This is a genomic window from Streptomyces sp. KR55 (genome assembly GCF_052245645.1).
Taxonomy (GTDB): domain Bacteria; phylum Actinomycetota; class Actinomycetes; order Streptomycetales; family Streptomycetaceae; genus Streptomyces; species Streptomyces flavusporus.
In genome coordinates, this window is the sequence record NZ_JBQQCE010000224.1 from 1 (window position 1) to 15,368 (window position 15,368).

At 69.8% G+C, this 15,368-nt stretch carries 11 protein-coding genes and 4 pseudogenes; 11 read left to right on the top strand and 4 right to left on the bottom strand.

From position 1 onward, the window contains the following. From ACTWQJ_RS28770 to ACTWQJ_RS28780, 3 genes are all read left to right on the top strand, one after another. On the top strand, positions 1-381 hold a 381-nt coding region (locus ACTWQJ_RS28770; RefSeq protein ID WP_443309456.1), incomplete at its 5' end, for an alpha/beta fold hydrolase. A 176-nt stretch (positions 382-557) separates the two neighbouring features. After that, positions 558-1,583 (top strand): AraC-like ligand-binding domain-containing protein, encoded by a 1,026-nt coding sequence (locus ACTWQJ_RS28775; RefSeq protein ID WP_443309457.1) that lies wholly within the window; start codon positions 558-560, stop codon positions 1,581-1,583. A gap of 150 nt (positions 1,584-1,733) precedes the next feature. Beyond that, the gene (locus ACTWQJ_RS28780; RefSeq protein ID WP_443309458.1) at positions 1,734-2,129 is read left to right on the top strand and encodes an SsgA family sporulation/cell division regulator; all 396 of its coding nucleotides are present in this window, start codon (positions 1,734-1,736) and stop codon (positions 2,127-2,129) included. Positions 2,130-2,162: 33 nt separating this feature from the next. Here the strand turns inward: ACTWQJ_RS28780 and ACTWQJ_RS28785 are convergent, their stop codons facing one another. Further along, the gene (locus tag ACTWQJ_RS28785) at positions 2,163-3,914 is read right to left on the bottom strand and encodes an MFS transporter (RefSeq protein WP_443309459.1); all 1,752 of its coding nucleotides are present in this window, start codon (positions 3,912-3,914) and stop codon (positions 2,163-2,165) included. Positions 3,915-4,600: 686 nt separating this feature from the next. Between ACTWQJ_RS28785 and ACTWQJ_RS28790 the strand changes: the two genes are divergently transcribed. From ACTWQJ_RS28790 to ACTWQJ_RS28825, 8 genes and pseudogenes are all read left to right on the top strand, one after another. Continuing rightward, complete coding sequence (locus ACTWQJ_RS28790) at positions 4,601-5,965, top strand: cytochrome ubiquinol oxidase subunit I (protein WP_443309460.1); 1,365 nt, start codon at positions 4,601-4,603, stop codon at positions 5,963-5,965. Then, positions 5,958-7,235 carry a cytochrome d ubiquinol oxidase subunit II gene (locus tag ACTWQJ_RS28795; RefSeq protein ID WP_443309461.1) on the top strand — a complete coding sequence of 426 codons (1,278 nt, stop codon included), beginning with the start codon at positions 5,958-5,960 and terminating at the stop codon, positions 7,233-7,235. Before ACTWQJ_RS28790 ends, ACTWQJ_RS28795 begins: the two co-directional genes overlap by 8 nt. Further along, on the top strand, positions 7,232-9,001 hold the full coding sequence (locus ACTWQJ_RS28800; RefSeq protein ID WP_443309462.1) for an ABC transporter ATP-binding protein/permease: 1,770 nt from the start codon (positions 7,232-7,234) through the stop codon (positions 8,999-9,001). Before ACTWQJ_RS28795 ends, ACTWQJ_RS28800 begins: the two co-directional genes overlap by 4 nt. Before the next feature lie 314 nt (positions 9,002-9,315). Continuing rightward, positions 9,316-10,128, top strand: a pseudogene (locus ACTWQJ_RS28805) (ABC transporter); the annotation flags it as partial. A gap of 103 nt (positions 10,129-10,231) precedes the next feature. Beyond that, positions 10,232-10,435, top strand: a pseudogene (locus ACTWQJ_RS28810) (ABC transporter); the annotation flags it as partial. Beyond that, positions 10,436-10,669, top strand: a complete 234-nt coding sequence (locus ACTWQJ_RS28815) for a hypothetical protein (protein ID WP_443309466.1) — start codon at positions 10,436-10,438, stop codon at positions 10,667-10,669. Positions 10,670-11,342: 673 nt separating this feature from the next. Beyond that, the gene (locus tag ACTWQJ_RS28820; protein ID WP_443309463.1) at positions 11,343-12,155 is read left to right on the top strand and encodes an MIP/aquaporin family protein; all 813 of its coding nucleotides are present in this window, start codon (positions 11,343-11,345) and stop codon (positions 12,153-12,155) included. 391 nt (positions 12,156-12,546) lie between these two features. Next, positions 12,547-12,672, top strand: coding sequence for a hypothetical protein (locus ACTWQJ_RS28825; RefSeq protein WP_443309464.1), 126 nt, complete (start codon positions 12,547-12,549; stop codon positions 12,670-12,672). Positions 12,673-13,476: 804 nt separating this feature from the next. Here the strand turns inward: ACTWQJ_RS28825 and ACTWQJ_RS28830 are convergent. From ACTWQJ_RS28830 to ACTWQJ_RS28840, 3 genes and pseudogenes are all read right to left on the bottom strand, one after another. Next, a pseudogene (locus ACTWQJ_RS28830) lies at positions 13,477-14,219 on the bottom strand (YoaK family protein). Then, positions 14,200-14,720: pseudogene (locus ACTWQJ_RS28835) on the bottom strand (DoxX family protein). Before ACTWQJ_RS28835 ends, ACTWQJ_RS28830 begins: the two co-directional pseudogenes overlap by 20 nt. Before the next feature lie 51 nt (positions 14,721-14,771). Continuing rightward, on the bottom strand, positions 14,772-15,368 hold a 597-nt coding region (locus tag ACTWQJ_RS28840), incomplete at its 5' end, for a hydrolase (protein WP_443309465.1).

Below are 15,368 nucleotides of genomic sequence, written 5' to 3' on the forward strand. Positions count from 1 at the left end.
GCCGGCAGTCTGAAGCAGTGGACTTATCCGGTCGATGGAGAGACGTCCGCCACCGAGGTCAGCATCATCCCGGAGGCGTTTCCCTCGGTCTTCGCTGCCGACATCTCCCCGCCCATCGCCACGGTGCTGGGGGCTTCCCAACGCCCGGTGGTTGCCTCGGCGTTCACCGAGAAGGCGTCTGCGGCGGCGTGGAAGACGAAGCCGTCCTGGGCCCTGGTGGCCGGCGCGGATCAGGCGATCAACCCGGAGGTGGAACGCTTCGGCGCGCGGCGGGCCGGAGCGACGACCGTGGAGCTGGAAGGCGCTTCCCACGCGGTCCCCGTCTCGCAGCCGACTGCAGTGGCGAACCTCATCTATGACGTGGTGCACGCGACGAGTTGACGTGCGCCGCCGCGTGAACCAGCCGACCGGTTCCCCGGTTGCGAAGGCCCCACGCACCGCATCGTGGCCTAGCCAAGAACAAGCTGGGCCGACCGCGGCCTCCCCACATCGCGATGTGTTGACCAGGCCCGCTGGCACGGTGTTCAGAAAAGCACACCGACTGAAGGACGGAGATCATGTCCCCGGATTCCTCAAGACCGGAGCCCGGACAGCTCCCGGGCACCCTCTACACCACCGAATCGCTGCCCGTCCACCACAGACGGGCGCACTGGCGCGAAGCACTGTCCCGGACGTTCGGCGCCGTGGACATGACCGTCCCCGACGAGGTGTACTCGGGCACGATCCGTACGACACCGCTCGGCCGGCTCCAGGCCGTCACCGTGGACGGCGACTGCCTTTCCGCCCTGCGAACTCGCCGACTCGTCGCGCAGAGCAACGCAGACGAGTACGTGGTCGTCAAACTGTTGGACAGAGGGGCCGCCCGGCTGGAACAGGACGGCCGTGAAGCTCTCCTTGGGCCGGGGGACATCTTCATCTACGACATGGCGCGCCCCGTCCGGCTGAACCTTTCCCAGTCGTTTCGGACGAAGTCCCTCCGCGTGCCGAGAGATGTTCTGGGCCTGAGCGAGTCCGATGTGGTTCACGTGACGGCCTCCCCGCTCGGCCCTGACACGCCCCTGGGTGGGCTGCTGTCGCCCTTCCTTGCCGGGCTCGTGGACAACGCGGGAAACTACCCGTCACGCACCAGCGAGCTGATGGCCCGTAACGTCGTGGATTTGCTCGGCGTGCTGACCGACGAGCGGCTCGGACGGACGAGCGCGGACACGCCCGGCGGGAACCGGGCGCTGCTGCTGCGGATCCAGGCGTTCATCGTCCGTCACCTCGCGGACCCCGACCTGACCCCGCAGGCGATCGCCCGAGCCCACCACATATCTCTGCGCTATCTGCACCAGCTGTTCGAGAGCGAAGACGCCACTGTCGGCCGGTGGATCCAGCGGCGCCGCCTGGAGGAGTGCCGACGCGAACTCGCGCGCGCGAATAGCCCCACGATCGCAGCGGTGGCGCACCGATGGGGTTTCACCAGTGCCGCGCATTTCAGTCGGGTGTTCCGGGCCGCCTACGGAATGTCCCCCCGTGAATGGCGCGACACCCAAGACTCGACGCCGTACACCCCGTCAGCAACGAAGCGCGTCGATGCCTGAAATCGGTGCCCGGTTCTTTCTCGGCACACATTCCATGCATTCCTCGACAAAATGCAGCCACAGCGGGGTTCTACGGTCATTCAAAGGAAGTCCGCTCCTGCAGCCATTGTTGAGGGTGAAATGATCTGGCCTCTTCCCTCGGTCATGTGCATGGTGACAGTGCACGTCAGCGTCCCGGACGAGCTGCCCGCCCCGCTGCCCGCGGAGCTGCACTACGACATGACCGATCCCTACGCCGTCCGACTTTCCATCGGCGCGCCCGCGGCCAGACCCGTCGACTGGGTGTTCGCCCGCTCGCTGCTCACGGAGGGCCTGCGCCGGCCCACAGGTACCGGGGACGTGCTGGTGATCCCTCGGCACTGTTGCTATCCGGACTCGGTGCGCATCGTCCTGAGATCCGCCGCCGGCGCGGCGCTGGTCGACATCGCGGCGTCAGCGGTCGCCGCGTTCCTGCGGCGGACGAACTCACTCGTGCCCCCGGGAACGGAGAGTCTTCACATCGACATGGACCGTGCCCTCACCGAGCTCACAGGCAGGCGGGACTGAGACGCACTCGACCGGGCGGAATGCCGGGCAAGCCTATGGCATGTCGCCCGGCGAGTGGCAGGCCTTGGCGTCGTCGGACCCGGTCGATCCCGTCCCCGGCCGGTCCTCCGGTGAGTGTCGGCACCCCAACGTGCTCATCGCCTCGACCATCTCCTCCGTCTCAGGCACCACGGGACCCGCGGCGGCGTCGAAGGCATGCGTCACCTCCGGTGCGGTGCCCTCAACGAGCAGGCGGCGGGCCAGCTCCTCATCACGGCGGTCGGTGGTCGTGAGCCGGCTGTGGTGCTGGGCGAGATGCTCTGACCATGAGGCGACCAGATAGTTCTCGATGAACCGCTCCGGATCGTTGCCATCCTGGTAGAGCCCCCAGGTGAGGGCTCCCGTGCGCCGACGTGAACGGGCCACATGGTCCATGCAGTCGGTGAAGGCGGCCCTGTTCCCAGGGTCGACCCGGTACGTGACGGAGACCAGCACGGGGCCGTCGGCCGGTCCGGGCTCGAACACCAAGGGCGGAGCGGGCCAATGATCGGACGGGGACGGGTCGATGCCGTCCATGCCGTGCAGCGGCCAGCGGCGCAGACTCGCCGCGCCGAACAGCAGCAGACCGCTTCCGGCCAGGAGGGAAACGGTCAGCCCCAGCCCGTCGGCCAGCGCACCCCACACGGGTGCCGCCAGCGCCTGCCCGCCCTGGAAGACCAGGAGATAGACGGCGAGTCCCCGGGCCCTGACCCAGCCGGGCAACCTCGTCTGGAGGGCCGCGCTGAGGGTCGACAGCACACCGATCCAGGCCAGGCCGGCTGGCAGCAGCACGACCACCGCGAGCCAGGGGGTCCGCACCGTGGCCAGCACCGCCAGCACTCCGGCGAAGACGACTGCGCCTGCGGCGAGAGTGCCGTTGGCGCCGAGAGCGCGGCGCACGGCGGGCAGCACCAACGCCCCGCCCACGGCACCGACACCGACCGCGCCGAGCAGCATCCCGTACCCTCCCGAGCCCAGACCCAGGGAACGGCTCGCGACCAAGGGAAGCAGCGACCACAGCGCGGCGCCGCCGGGGATGAACAGCACCGTCCGCAGCAGGAGTCGACGGACGCCGGGTGCGTACCACACGTAGCGGCGGCCGGCGTGCAGAGCCGTCAGGAGCTTCTCGCCATGAGCCGTGGGCGCCTGGGTCGGGGGCCGTCGCCAGAACGTGAGAACGGCCGCGATGCCGAGGTACGACGCGGCGTTGAAGGCGAAGACCCAGCCCGCGCCCGCTGCCGCGACCACCGCTCCGCCAAGTGCCGGGCCGAGGGCGCGGGCCAGGTTCATGTTCACGGCGCCGAGCGCGGCCGCCTGTCCCAACTGGCTGCGCTCCACGAGTTCCGGCTGGATCGCCTGCCAGGCCGGGCCCATCAGAGCGGTGCCACATCCCAGCAGAAAGGTGAGGCTGAGCAGGAGCTCCGGGGTGAGCGCGTCCGCGAATGCCAGCACGGCAAGCACGGTGGAGACGGCGAGCATGGCGAACTGCGCGGCCAGCAGCACCCTACGGCGGTCGTATCGGTCCGCCAGCACGCCCGAGGGCAGGGCCAGCAGCACGACGGGGAGACTGGAGGCGGTCTGCACGAGCGTCACCAATGCGGCGCTGTGCCCGACCAGCAGCCACTGTGCGCCCACTGTCTGCATCCAACTGCCGATGTTGGAGACCAGTTGCGCGATCCACAGCGCGCGGAAGACGCGCGCCGCGAACGGGGCCCAGGCAGATTCCGGCGCCGGGCGGTGGTCTTTCGGTGACGGTATCGCGCTCATACTGGTCCATGCCGGAATCTGGACGCGACGCCTTGCATCCGGCAATGTCCCAGGCGCCGTGCGGGCAAAGCCGACGGCTACCGTAGGGGCGATCGGCGGAAGCCGGTTGACCCTGAGCGCACCGCCTGTGGCCCCTGAGCGCAGTGCACGACGGTGTTCCGGGACCAGGCCCATCGGCCGCCTGGGAGGACGTAAAGGCGCCCTGGGGCACCTCTCTTGCCCGGCACTGCTTTCGGTCCGGAAGTGAACTGCGGCCGCACTGCATTCCCGCACATTGCGCTGCGGGGACAAGAATGATGCGCCCAGAGGCAAGGGGTGCCCACCGGCCGGCCCTACGGTGGCCTCAGGAGTCGGGGGGTTCCGAGACCGTCCCGGAATTCGTGGCCGACGTTTCGGCCCGACGTCCTGCGGGCGAGGCGTAGCCAACAAGCTCCGTCAAGCTCCGCCCGGCCGGCGTCCCGGCCATCGCCGCACGCTACAAGCGGAAGAGCGCCGTCGTCGTCCACGCCCAAGGACCCTCACACACACCGTCGTGATGTCACAGCCGGAGGCTGTCGCGGACCTCATCCTCGAGGCCGTCAGCGTTGAGAGGCCCCTCCGGCCACGCGGCCGGGCCAAGGGCGCCCATCCACGGGCTCCTCCGCCATGGCTGCCGGACCGACCGAATTCGACCAAGAGGAGACACCGTGGCCTCGCCCGCAGTGGTGGACATCTCTCGATGGCAGTTCGCCATCACAGCCGTCTTTCACATGAGCTTTCCCGCACTGACCGTCGGACTCTCCGTCTTCTTGGCCGTGATGTACACGGTCTACCTCAGGACAGGGAATCCGCTGTACCTTCAGATATTCCGTTTCTGGAAGAAGATATTCGCGGTCGGATTCGGTCTGGGCGTGGTCGCCGGAACCGTCATGACATTCGAGTTCGGTCTCAACTGGGGGAGATACGCCCATGCAGTCGGTCCGATCCTCGGTGTCACGATCGGAATGGAGGTCATTACGGCCTTCTTCCTGGAGGCCGGATTCATCGGCATCATGCTGTACGGCGAGGGCCGGGTGCGTCCCCGGACCATGGCGTTCGCCTGCTGGATGCTCGTCGTCGGCACCCTGCTGTCCACGACCTGGATCCTGTCCGCCAACAGCTGGATGCAGGACCCCGTGGGGTTCACCGAGGTCGACGGCCAGTTCCGGGCGAACGACTGGTGGCACGTGCTGCTCAACCCGGCGTTCTCCTACCGGTACCCGCACATCCTGCTCGCGGTGCTGATCAGCGCCAGTTGGTTCATCGGCGGGATCGCCGCCTGGTACCTGGTCAAGCAGCGTGCGCTGCCCTTCGCACGCCGCACCCTGTCCATCGCCCTGGGGGTGCTGGCCATCCTGATGCCCGTGCAGCTGTACGTGGGAGACGCCACGGCCGTGTTCATGGGTGCACACCAGCCGGCGAAACTGCAGGCCTTCGAGGGCAACTGGAAGACCGACAACAACGGCTACAACCTGCTCGTGGTGCCCGACACCGACAAGGGTGAGAACGACTTCCAGGTCTCGATACCGCACCTGGGTGCCGTCATCGGCAAGGACCTGTCCGGAGAGGCGAACGTCCCCGGGCTGCTGCAGACACCGAAGGACGAACGCCCCAATATGTGGGCCACTTTCTATGGCTTCCGGGCGATGTACTTCACCGCTCTGGTGATGTTCGGCATGGCCTTCGCCGGAGTGGTGTTGCGGCTGCGTGGCAGGCTGTACACGGCCCGGCGGTTCCACCGGCTGATGGTCTGGATGGCCCCCGCCGGTGTGGTTGCCATCAGCGGTGGCTGGATCACCGCGGAGACCGGTCGGCAGCCCTGGGTCGTCTACGGCCTGATCCGCACCAGTGACGCCGTCTCCCCCCTCTCCCTCGGCGCGGCGATCGCCAGCCTCACCGGCTTCGTCGCCGTCTACGCGCTGCTGCTCGGGCTGTGGATCCGCTACATCGTCCGCACGGTGCGGACCGGCCCCGAGCACCTGGTGACCGACGACGGCGCCACCGTTCACCCCCCGGAGGTCAGCCATGCTTGAGTACGCGTCATACGCCTTGGTTCTGCTCGCACTCGGCGCCTATCTGCTGCTCGACGGCTACGACCTGGGCATCGGCATCCTGAGCCTGTTCGACCGCAGCGACCAGCGGCGCAAGGAGTACAACGAGCTGATCGCAACCGCCTGGGACGCCAACGAGAGCTGGATCATCCTGGCGGGCGTGGCGCTGTGGGCGGGCCTGCCCGGTGTCTACGCCACCGTGCTGCCCGGCGTCTACCTGCCGCTCATAGTCATGCTGCTCGCCATCGTGCTGCGCGGCACGGCCATCGAGCTGCAGAGCGCCGCCCCCGGTTACCGGCGCGGTTGGGGCCTCGTCTTCGGGCTCTCATCGCTGGTGGCCACTCTGTGCCAAGGTCTCGTAGCGGGGGCCGTCCTGTCCGGACTCCCCTACCACGGCGGGGTGTTCACCGGCGGCACCTGGGACTGGCTGACGCCCTACAGCGTGCTGTGCGCCCTGGGGCTCGCGGCCGTCCACCTGCTGGCAGGTGCCGCATGGCTGCAGAACAAGACTGCAGGGACCGCCCACGATTGGGCGGGCCGACTGGGTCGACCGCTGCTCCTGGCGGTCGCGGCGGCCTCCGTCGTCCTGGGATTCGGACTCCGGCTCGCCGACCCGCAGCACCTGCGCTTCGACCAGCCGCTCCGCGCGGCCCTGTTCGGCCTCGCTGTGGCGGTGGCCGTGCTCTGCGGGGCGATCGCCTGGTACGGCTTCGGCCGCCGACCGGACTGGCGTCCGTTCGCCGCCGTGGCCGGTGCGGAGGCCGCGGGCCTGCTCGCGCTCGTCGCCGCCACCGCGCCCGTCGTCGTCCCTCCCGACCTGACCGTGCACGCCGCGGCCAGCCCGTACGGGTCGCAGCTGTTCCTGCTCATCGGGGTGGGCGGGTGCGTGCCGGTCGTCCTGGCCTACAACATCTACGCGTGGTGGGTCTTCCGCGGGAAGTTCGCCCAGACACCGGCCCACACCGACGCGACCGGCCCGTCCGACACCACCGTTGCCACCAAGCGGCCCGCGGCGGTGTCGCGAGCCGCGGGCGACGGTCGATGGGCGGCCGTTGTCACCCGGCGCGTGCCCCTGACGCTCCTGGCCGTCGCGGTAGCCGCCCTCTCGCAGGACGTCTTCGGTGGCGTGAGGGTGTGGGTCGGCCCGGCTGGGGTCGCGGTGTGCTGCGTGACCGCACTCGCCGTGTGGATCCGGTCTGACCGCCGCTCCGCGGCCGCCGGCGAATTCAACCTCGGGGCAGCCGAAAAGTGAACGACATCCCCGACCAGCTCGCCCGGCTCGGCCGGGAGGACGAAGGTCAGCAGCGGACAGCCGGGCTCCTCACCACATGGGCGGCGGTCGGCGAACCCGCGTTCCGGCAAGCCGGCACTCTGCGGGGACTGGCGGCCGTGGGCCATGTCCTGTGGGCCGCGGGGCTGGGCCGGGCGGCCCAGGCCGCACTGCGCTCCCCGTATGGGGGTGTGGCCCTGGCTCCGGTGCTCTCCGGTGCGGCTCTGGTCGCCGCCGGGCTGCTGCTACGCGCAGTCCTGCTCGCGGCGGCCGACCGGGTCGCCGACGGCGGGGCCGCCGCCGTCCAGGACCACCTGCGCGCCCGCCTGCTCCTGGCCGCACTCCCGACGACGGCCAGGCCCTTCGAGAAGGCGTCCGATGCCGCTCTTGCTGAGGCGCTCGACAGCGAGGTGGGCCGACTGACGCAGTGGCTGACGACGTACGTCCCCGCACGGCGGGCGATGCTGCTGGGCAGCGGCATCGTGCTGGCCACCGTGCTGGTGGGCAGTTGGGCCGTCGCGCTGATGCTGGTGCTGGCGACCCCGCTGCTGCCGTTCAACCTGAAGGTGATCGGCATGGGTACCAGAGCCGCAGTGCACGCCCAGCTCACCGCCACCCGGAAGCTGAGTACCCATCTCTTGGATCAGCTGCGCGGACTGCCCACGCTCGTCGGCCTCGGGGCCGGTGAGGAAGCTGTGCGCGCAACCGAGGCAGCCGACAGGGAACTGGCCGAGCGCACCCGCACCGTGCTGCGGGTGGCCTTCCTTTCGACCGCCTGGATCGAGCTCCTCATCACTGTGGCCATGGCTGCAGTCGCCACGTATTGCGGGCTCGCCCTGCTCGGCTATCTCGACCTGCCGGTGGTCCCGTCCACCATGAGTCTGGGCACCGCGCTGTTCGTGCTCGTCCTGACCCCGGTGTACTTCGCCCCCGCCCGGGAACTCGCCCGCGGCTACCACGCCCGTGCCGAGGCCGCCGCGGCGGCCGAGCTGATAGCGGAGATCATCGACACGGCTCCCGTCGCACCGGCCGGCGGTCCCCGGACGCGAGTGCCCGCCGTGCGCGGTGCGAGCCGGCCGAGCCCGGCCGGTGTGATCCTGGAGGAGGTGGGGGTCCAGTACCCGGGTCGCGACGACGCGGCCCTGGACGACGTCACCCTGACCGTGCGGCCGGGTTCGATCGTGGCCATCAGCGGGCCCAGTGGCGCCGGCAAGACCACCCTGCTCTCGGTGGCAGCAGGCCTGCGCGGCCCGGACCGCGGGTGGTGCCTGCACACCACCGGTTCCGCGACCCGGGCCGCCTCGCCTGCCATGACGGCGTGGGGCGGCCAGCCCTCCTACCTCCTCCCGGGCACGCTGCGCGACAACCTGCTGATGGCCCGGCGCGACGCCGACGACGAGCAACTGACCGCGGCGGTCGCGGCACTGGGTTTCGAGGATCTGCTGGCCGCACTCCCCCAGGGCCTGGCGACCCGGGTCGGGGAACGCGGCTGGGGGCTGTCCTCCGGGCAGATGCAGCAACTGGTACTGGTCCGGGCACTGCTCCGCGACACGCCACTGCTGTGCCTGGACGAACCCACCGCCCATCTGGACCCGGACGGCGAGGCCCGCGTCATCGGCGCCATTCAGACGCTTGCGCGCAGCCACACCGTGCTGCTCACGACACATAGCCCGGCACTGCTCGAAATCGCCGACGACGTCGTGCAGTTGAGCCAGGGCCGGGTGTCCCGGATCAGGGAGACACTGTGACCGCATTCAGGCTGCTGTGGACGGCGGCGGACCAACGGGCACGCCGCGACCTGCTGTTCGCAGCGGTGCTCGCCGCGACCGCCGAACTCTGCGCCGCCGGTCTGCTGGGGGTGTCGGGTTGGTTCCTGACCTCCTGCGCGGTGGTCACCGCACAGGCGAACACCGCCTGGTCGTGGATGTACCCCTCAGGCACGGTCCGCGCTCTCGCCCTGGGCCGCACCGGTCTGCGCTACTGGGAGCGCCTGGTCAGCCATGGCGCTCTGCTCCGCGCGACCGTCTCGCTGCGCTCACGGCTGGTCCGCGCCGCGACCACCATGCCGGCACGCGAACTGCGGAACCAACGTGACGGCGCCCTGATGACCCGGCTCACCAGCGACGTCAGCGCCGTAGGCGGTATAGCCGGCCAGGTCATCCCACCGCTGGCCGGGATCGGTCTGACCGCCACTGTCATCGTCGCTCTGCTCCTGATGGCGAGTCCGCCGGCAGGCACGGCCGAACTGCTGCTGCTCGCGGTCTCGGCGGCCACAGCGGTGGCCGCCGAGCGGCGGATCCGTGGCCATCAGCAGGCGGCCGCAGAGGCCCGCGCCGCCGCACGCACTGCGTTGCTCAGCGCCCGTTCCGCGCTCCCCGAACTCCGCTGCCTGGACGCGGTCGACCTGGTCCGCGACCAGGTCGCGCAGGCAGTCGGCAGAGCCCGGCAAGCCGAGACCGCGGCCGCGTCGGCGATGCGCCGGGCCCGGCTGCTGCTGCGGCTGCTGGCCGTGGCCGGCCAGACGGCGGTGCTGCTCCTGGCGCTGTCCGGTCCGGTGTTCGCCCAGCCAGCCGCCGATGCCATCGGCGAGGTGCTGCTGGTCGCGGCCGCCTACGAGCTCATGGAGACGCTCCCCCAGGTGCTCCGCGATCACGGCCTGGCCGCCGACGCCGCTGGGCGGCTGACGGATCTGGCGAACCGCGCGCTCCCGGAGAGGCTGGGGACCGCATCCCCTACGATGCCGCCGCTCGCCGGGCCGAAAACGGCCCTGGTGGTCCGCCGGGTGCCCGTGGGTGTCGGCGACGACCGCACCCGGTGGTCCGCGGTGATCGAGCCACACAGCGTCTTCCTGGTCACCGGGCCCAACGGCAGCGGCAAAAGCACCCTGCTGGAGACTCTGGCGGGACGAATCACCCCCCGCCGCCCCCGGGTCGGTACTGCTCGACGGCGCGCCCGTCGAGTCCCTGACCGCCCGTACGATCGCCGATACGCTCACCCTCGTCGAGGCGGAAGACTGGATCGCCGACGCGACCGTCGCCGAGAACCTACGGCAGGCGGCCCCAAGCGCGGACGACGACACACTCCGGGCCGCGCTGGCGGCCGCCGCCCTGGAGCAGCTCCCCCTTCACACCCCGACGGGCCCGCTGGGCAGTGCACTCTCACAGGGCCAGCGACGCCGCCTGGTGATCGCGAGAGCGGTCCTGCGGGCGCCCGCGATCCTCCTGCTCGACGAACCGACGACCGGCCTCGACGACCATACGGCGGTGCGGATGCTGACGGGTGTCCGCCGCGCCCTGCCGGACAGCGCGCTGGTGATCGCCCTGCCGGACCGGCACCACGATCTGATTCCCTTCACCCCCACCCGCACACTGCGGCTGCAGCCAAGTTCCCACCAATCACTGAGCGTTCGGGGATAGGGTCTCTGTTGCGGGAAGTTGCTCTTGGTCGTGAGTCGGCGGCGTCTGATCGACGGCATCGCGTGGCGGGCCCGGACCGGCGCCTCGTGACGGGACGTGCCTGAGCTGTACGGCCCGCGGAAACGGGTCTACGACCTGTGCCGCCCTCGGCAGCGGGACGGCACGTGGGCCCGGATCGTCTCCCGACTGGCAGACCCAGGCGGACGAAGTCAGCGTCGACTCCGCCATGTCGATGAGCGCAAACGACGTTGTACGACAGCACACCGGGGCGTGTCCGCGCGTCGCGCCACCAGGCAAGAGCCGGTGCGCTGGAGGACAACAGGCGGCCGGACGGCCGCCCTATCGTGCTGAGATCACCCCTGTGCTGCGCATGCCTCAACGACCGTACATCCGCCTGCAAGGCCGATGGGGCCAACCCGGAGCAGCAGCTCCGTCCCTGTTGTCAGGGAGCCTCAAACGATCAACGCCATGCCGGTCGACCGCATCGCCGGCAGTTGGCACAGGCCGGCCCCACGTCAGGCTTGGCCGCTCTGGTCACCGCGGTGATCGACGCCCGGCCTTCCCGGGCAATGGCGCCAAGCCTCTGCGGCCGCGGTGCCGGGCACGTACCTGGCACCGGACGTGCACAGCTCCATCCCGCCTCCATATCACGCGCAGGAAGGGTTCGAGACCCATGACCGAAGCCGCCACACCACCCAGCCGACGGGCGACACCCAACCGGACCGGAGCCGCGCCCGCTCCGGCAGTGATCGCAGGACACGGCGCCCTTGAATGCCTCCTGGCGTTGGTGCTGCTCTTTGGCGTGGTCACCATCGTGCGCTGGGTCGCGGGGCCCTCTCGGATCTCCGACGCGATCCCGCAGATCCACCTGAAACTGCTGGTAATCGGTCTCTGTGTGGGCCTGCTTCTCGTAGGGCTCATCCGCAGTCGACCGGGCCGGATCTCGGGAGGGCACATCAACCCAGCGGTCTCCCTGGCCATGTGGCGCCTCGGAGTCTTCCCGGCTGCGTCGGTCCTTCCGTACATCGCGGCTCAGCTCGTCGGGTCCGTGCTTGGGGTCTTCGCGGCCCGCGCGCTGTGGGGTCCGGCGGTCGGTAACCCGCCGGTGATGTACGCCGCGTTGCAGCCCGGCCCCGGCTGGTCCGCTGGCGGGCTGTTCGTGGCCGAGGCCGTCAGCATGGGGGTCATCGTCTACCTCGTCGGGTTCTTCCTGCAGTCCCCGAAACTGGCGCCCTTGGTTCCCTGGCTGGTCGGCTTCCTGATCTGCGCGGCGATCGCCCTGCTGGGCACCACCACTGGAGGCTCGGTAAACCCGGCACGCCAGTTTGGGCCGGCCGTTGTCTCGGGGCGGCTTGGTTTCCTGTGGATCTATCTGCTTGCCCCCATGGTGGGGTCCGCAGTCGCGGCCGCCGTCCTGAACGGGGCGCACAGCCGTCACGCCGTGCTCACCCACCGGCTCTGCGGCACCCACGCCGGTGGTCGTTGACGCCATCGAGGATGGTACAGACCTCGTTTTGGCGGACCACTTCTTCGGCGGCTTCACCGCGCCGCTGGTCTGCGACCGAATGCCGGTGGGCCTGCCCGTGACGCTGACCGCGATGATCCCGACCCCTGGGGAACGGCCAGTCGACTGGTGGGCGGCCACTGGCCACGACCAGGCACGACGCGACCAAGCCCAGCAAAACAGCACGGAATTCGAAGACCACCACGGACCCCTTACTCCGTGGCCTTCCCGCCGATCCGGCCGATGAGGTGACCGCCCGGTGGCGCAAGCAGCCCGACACTCCCTCCGCCCAGCCGTGGCCTTTGCGGGCCTGGCCAGAGGTACCGACCCGATTTCTGCTGTGCCGTGACGACGCCTTCTCTCCGTCGGGTTCATGCGCCGAGTCGTCCGTGACCGACTGGGGATCATCCCCGACGAGATGGACGGTGGTCATTTCCCCATGCTCGCGCGCCCCGAGGACCTCGCCGCAGGTCTCGAGGCATACCGCCTGGCGCGCTGATCCGTGCCGTGGGCGGTGCGGTTCCGTTCCCTTCGACACGGCTGGTTGCTCCGCGTATACACAGCGTCCACGAGTGGCGAGTCGCGGTGACTGTTGCTGTCTGTCGAGACAGGCATAAGCGGGGAGTTCTCGCTGTCCACCAACAGACGTGAGCGCCATGGTCACCATGGATGCCTGCCGGGGTGATCGGTCAGGTCCGGAGGCTGCGGCCTCACGTCAGCGAACCGAGGGTCCGCCTCCAGCAATTCCATGACCAGGTCGCTCTGTTCTTCGCATGTCACGCACCGAAGCACGTCGCCGGACCCGACGTGCTTGCTCACCGCACTGCCGTCATTTCTCGGTGAACATGCACGCATCCGTTGATCGTCAACTGCTGCCGAGACGCATCGACAAATGTTGCTGCTGAACACGGACGAGGCCAGCATGGTCCGGTCCACGGACACAGCCGGGCCCGCGGACAAGATGTCGACCTGGAAACAGGCCCTGTCGAGGCCTACGTCGATCTTGAGCCGGTCGTCCGGGAGGACCCAGGGGCCCGGGCGGGGCTTCCTCGGGGCGGAGCGACTGGGATCGCTTCAGGTCGCGACCGAGGAGTCCGACCCTGTCAAAGTCCGCGGACCATCATCGCGTTCGCGAGTCGTTGGGGTCTCCTGAGCGCCATGGACCTCAGCCGGATGTTGCGGGCCGCCTACGGCATGTCCCCCAGCGAGTGGCGGGACACCGTCGGCCGGGGTGCGCGGCCTCGCGGACGGTGGGAGGCGTCGGCCCCTCACCCGCGATTCGGATGAGGGGCCGACGCCGCGTTCACGACAGCGGCCTGATCCAGGCGGCGCCGGAGTTGGAGAGGTGATGGGTGGTTGCGGAGGTCACCGCGAGCAGTATCAGCGCCAGGCCCAGGGTGAGGGTGAGGGCGAGTTGGGTGTGCAGCAGGAGTGCGGCGCCGGCGAGGGCTCCGAGGAACATGGTCAGGACGGAGAGGATCCGTCGGCCGGGTCGGGGTGCTGCTCCGCAGGCTGGGGTGGAGTCGGCGGCCAGTCCCGTCAGGGTGAGGGTCAGCACGGTCGTGGTGAAGTCGGGGACGCCGAGGCGCCGGGCGGTGGCGTTCTGCAGTCCCATGGCGAGGCCGAGGAGCACGATCAGGGTGTACTGGACCGTGGTGTTCACCTTGCCGTGTGAGGCCGCGGTCGTAATGACGGCGGCGGCCACGAGCACCGCCTCAAGCGCCGTGGCGATGGTCAGCAGCCGCCCGCGGTGAGCCGCGAATCGGGTGCCGAAGCGGCCTCCTGCCAGCGCGCCGGCGAGGAACGCGGCCATCGATACGATGGACGCAGCGCGGACAGGCCCTCGGCGCCTGCCAGGGCGAAGCCGAGGAAGACGACGTTGCCGGTCATGTTGGCGACGAAGACGTGCCCGAGCGACAGGTAGCTCACGGCGTCGACGAGTCCGGTCACCACGGTCAGTGTCAGCATCAGCGGCGGCAGCGGGCCGTGCCGGTCTCCCTTGGGCAGGGCCAGTGTGCGGGCCGCGTCAGTCAGCAGCTTGCGCATGTGGAGTCCTCTTGCCGGGCGTGGGCGGGCGGTGCAGTACCGCTCGGGTGAGCAGTCCGCTGGCCGGGCCGATGACGATGGCCGCGAGGCATGTCCACAGCGGCCAGGGGGTCAGCCCGAGAACCTGGTCGGCCGACCAGCGGCCTGGACCGGTCAGGGCCAGCACCGCGGCGACGATGACCATCGGGTATTCGTAGCCGTCGTTCTGTACCCAGAGCCCGTTGTGCCATTTGACGGTGCCGGCGACCGTCATCATTCCCATGGCGGCCATCGCCGCCATGGGAATGAGTAGTCCGGCCGTCAGGAACAGGCCGGCGCCGATCTGGCTGCCCCGCCCGCGGCGAGCGCAGTGAGCCGACCGCCGCGGAAGCCGTCGTGCTGGAACTCCTCGGTACCACCTGCCAAGCCGTTGCCGCCCAGTCGGAAGCTGACCTTCTGCACTCCGTGCCCGGCGATGAGGAGACCCGCCACCAGCCCGAGGACCAACAGTCCGGTGTCCATTCGTGCGTTCCTGCCTGTTCCTGATGTTGCGTTGATGACCGTTTGGAGAGGTCAGCCGGCTGCGTGGGCGCCGATGACGGCCTGGGCGTAGACGAGCCCGAGGCCGTACGCCCCGCCGTGCTCCTTCACCACCTCCGTGACAGGGACGTACGTCTCCGTCCGCGCCCAGTCACGCTGGAGCTCCAGCAGCACCTGCACCCAGGTCACCGGGATCGCGCCGCCCTGGACCATGCGCTGCACGGCGTGCTCGTGGGCCTGCGGGCTGACGCCGCCGGACGCGTCGGTGACGACGTACACCTCGTAGCCCTGGGAGATGGCGGACAGCGCGGGCAGCACGACGCAGACCTCGGTCCACAGTCCGGCGATGACGAGCTTCTTGCGGCCGGTCGCCTTGACGGCCTCGACGAAGGCGACGTCCTCCCAGGCGTTCATCGTGGTGCGGTCGATGATCTTCTGGTCGGGGAAGACATCGGCGAGCTGCGGCATGAGCGGGCCGGAGAAGGACTCGGCAGCCACGGTGCTCAGCACGACCGGCACGTCGAAGACCTTGGCGGCCTTCGCCAGGCCCACGGTCGAGTTGATGATCGCGGTGCGGTCGCCGCTGCCGGTGCCGAAGAACATCTGCGGCTGGTGGTCCACGAACAGCAC

Bases quoted from the DNA above. Each gene is read 5' to 3' on its own strand.
- ACTWQJ_RS28775 (WP_443309457.1), top strand. From the start codon at position 558: ATGTCCCCGGATTCCTCAAGACCGGAGCCCGGACAGCTCCCGGGCACC.
- ACTWQJ_RS28780 (WP_443309458.1), top strand. From the start codon at position 1,734: ATGGTGACAGTGCACGTCAGCGTCCCGGACGAGCTGCCCGCCCCGCTG.
- ACTWQJ_RS28785 (WP_443309459.1), bottom strand. From the start codon at position 3,914: ATGAGCGCGATACCGTCACCGAAAGACCACCGCCCGGCGCCGGAATCT.
- ACTWQJ_RS28795 (WP_443309461.1), top strand. From the start codon at position 5,958: ATGCTTGAGTACGCGTCATACGCCTTGGTTCTGCTCGCACTCGGCGCC.
- ACTWQJ_RS28820 (WP_443309463.1), top strand. From the start codon at position 11,343: ATGACCGAAGCCGCCACACCACCCAGCCGACGGGCGACACCCAACCGG.
- ACTWQJ_RS28825 (WP_443309464.1), top strand. From the start codon at position 12,547: ATGCGCCGAGTCGTCCGTGACCGACTGGGGATCATCCCCGACGAGATG.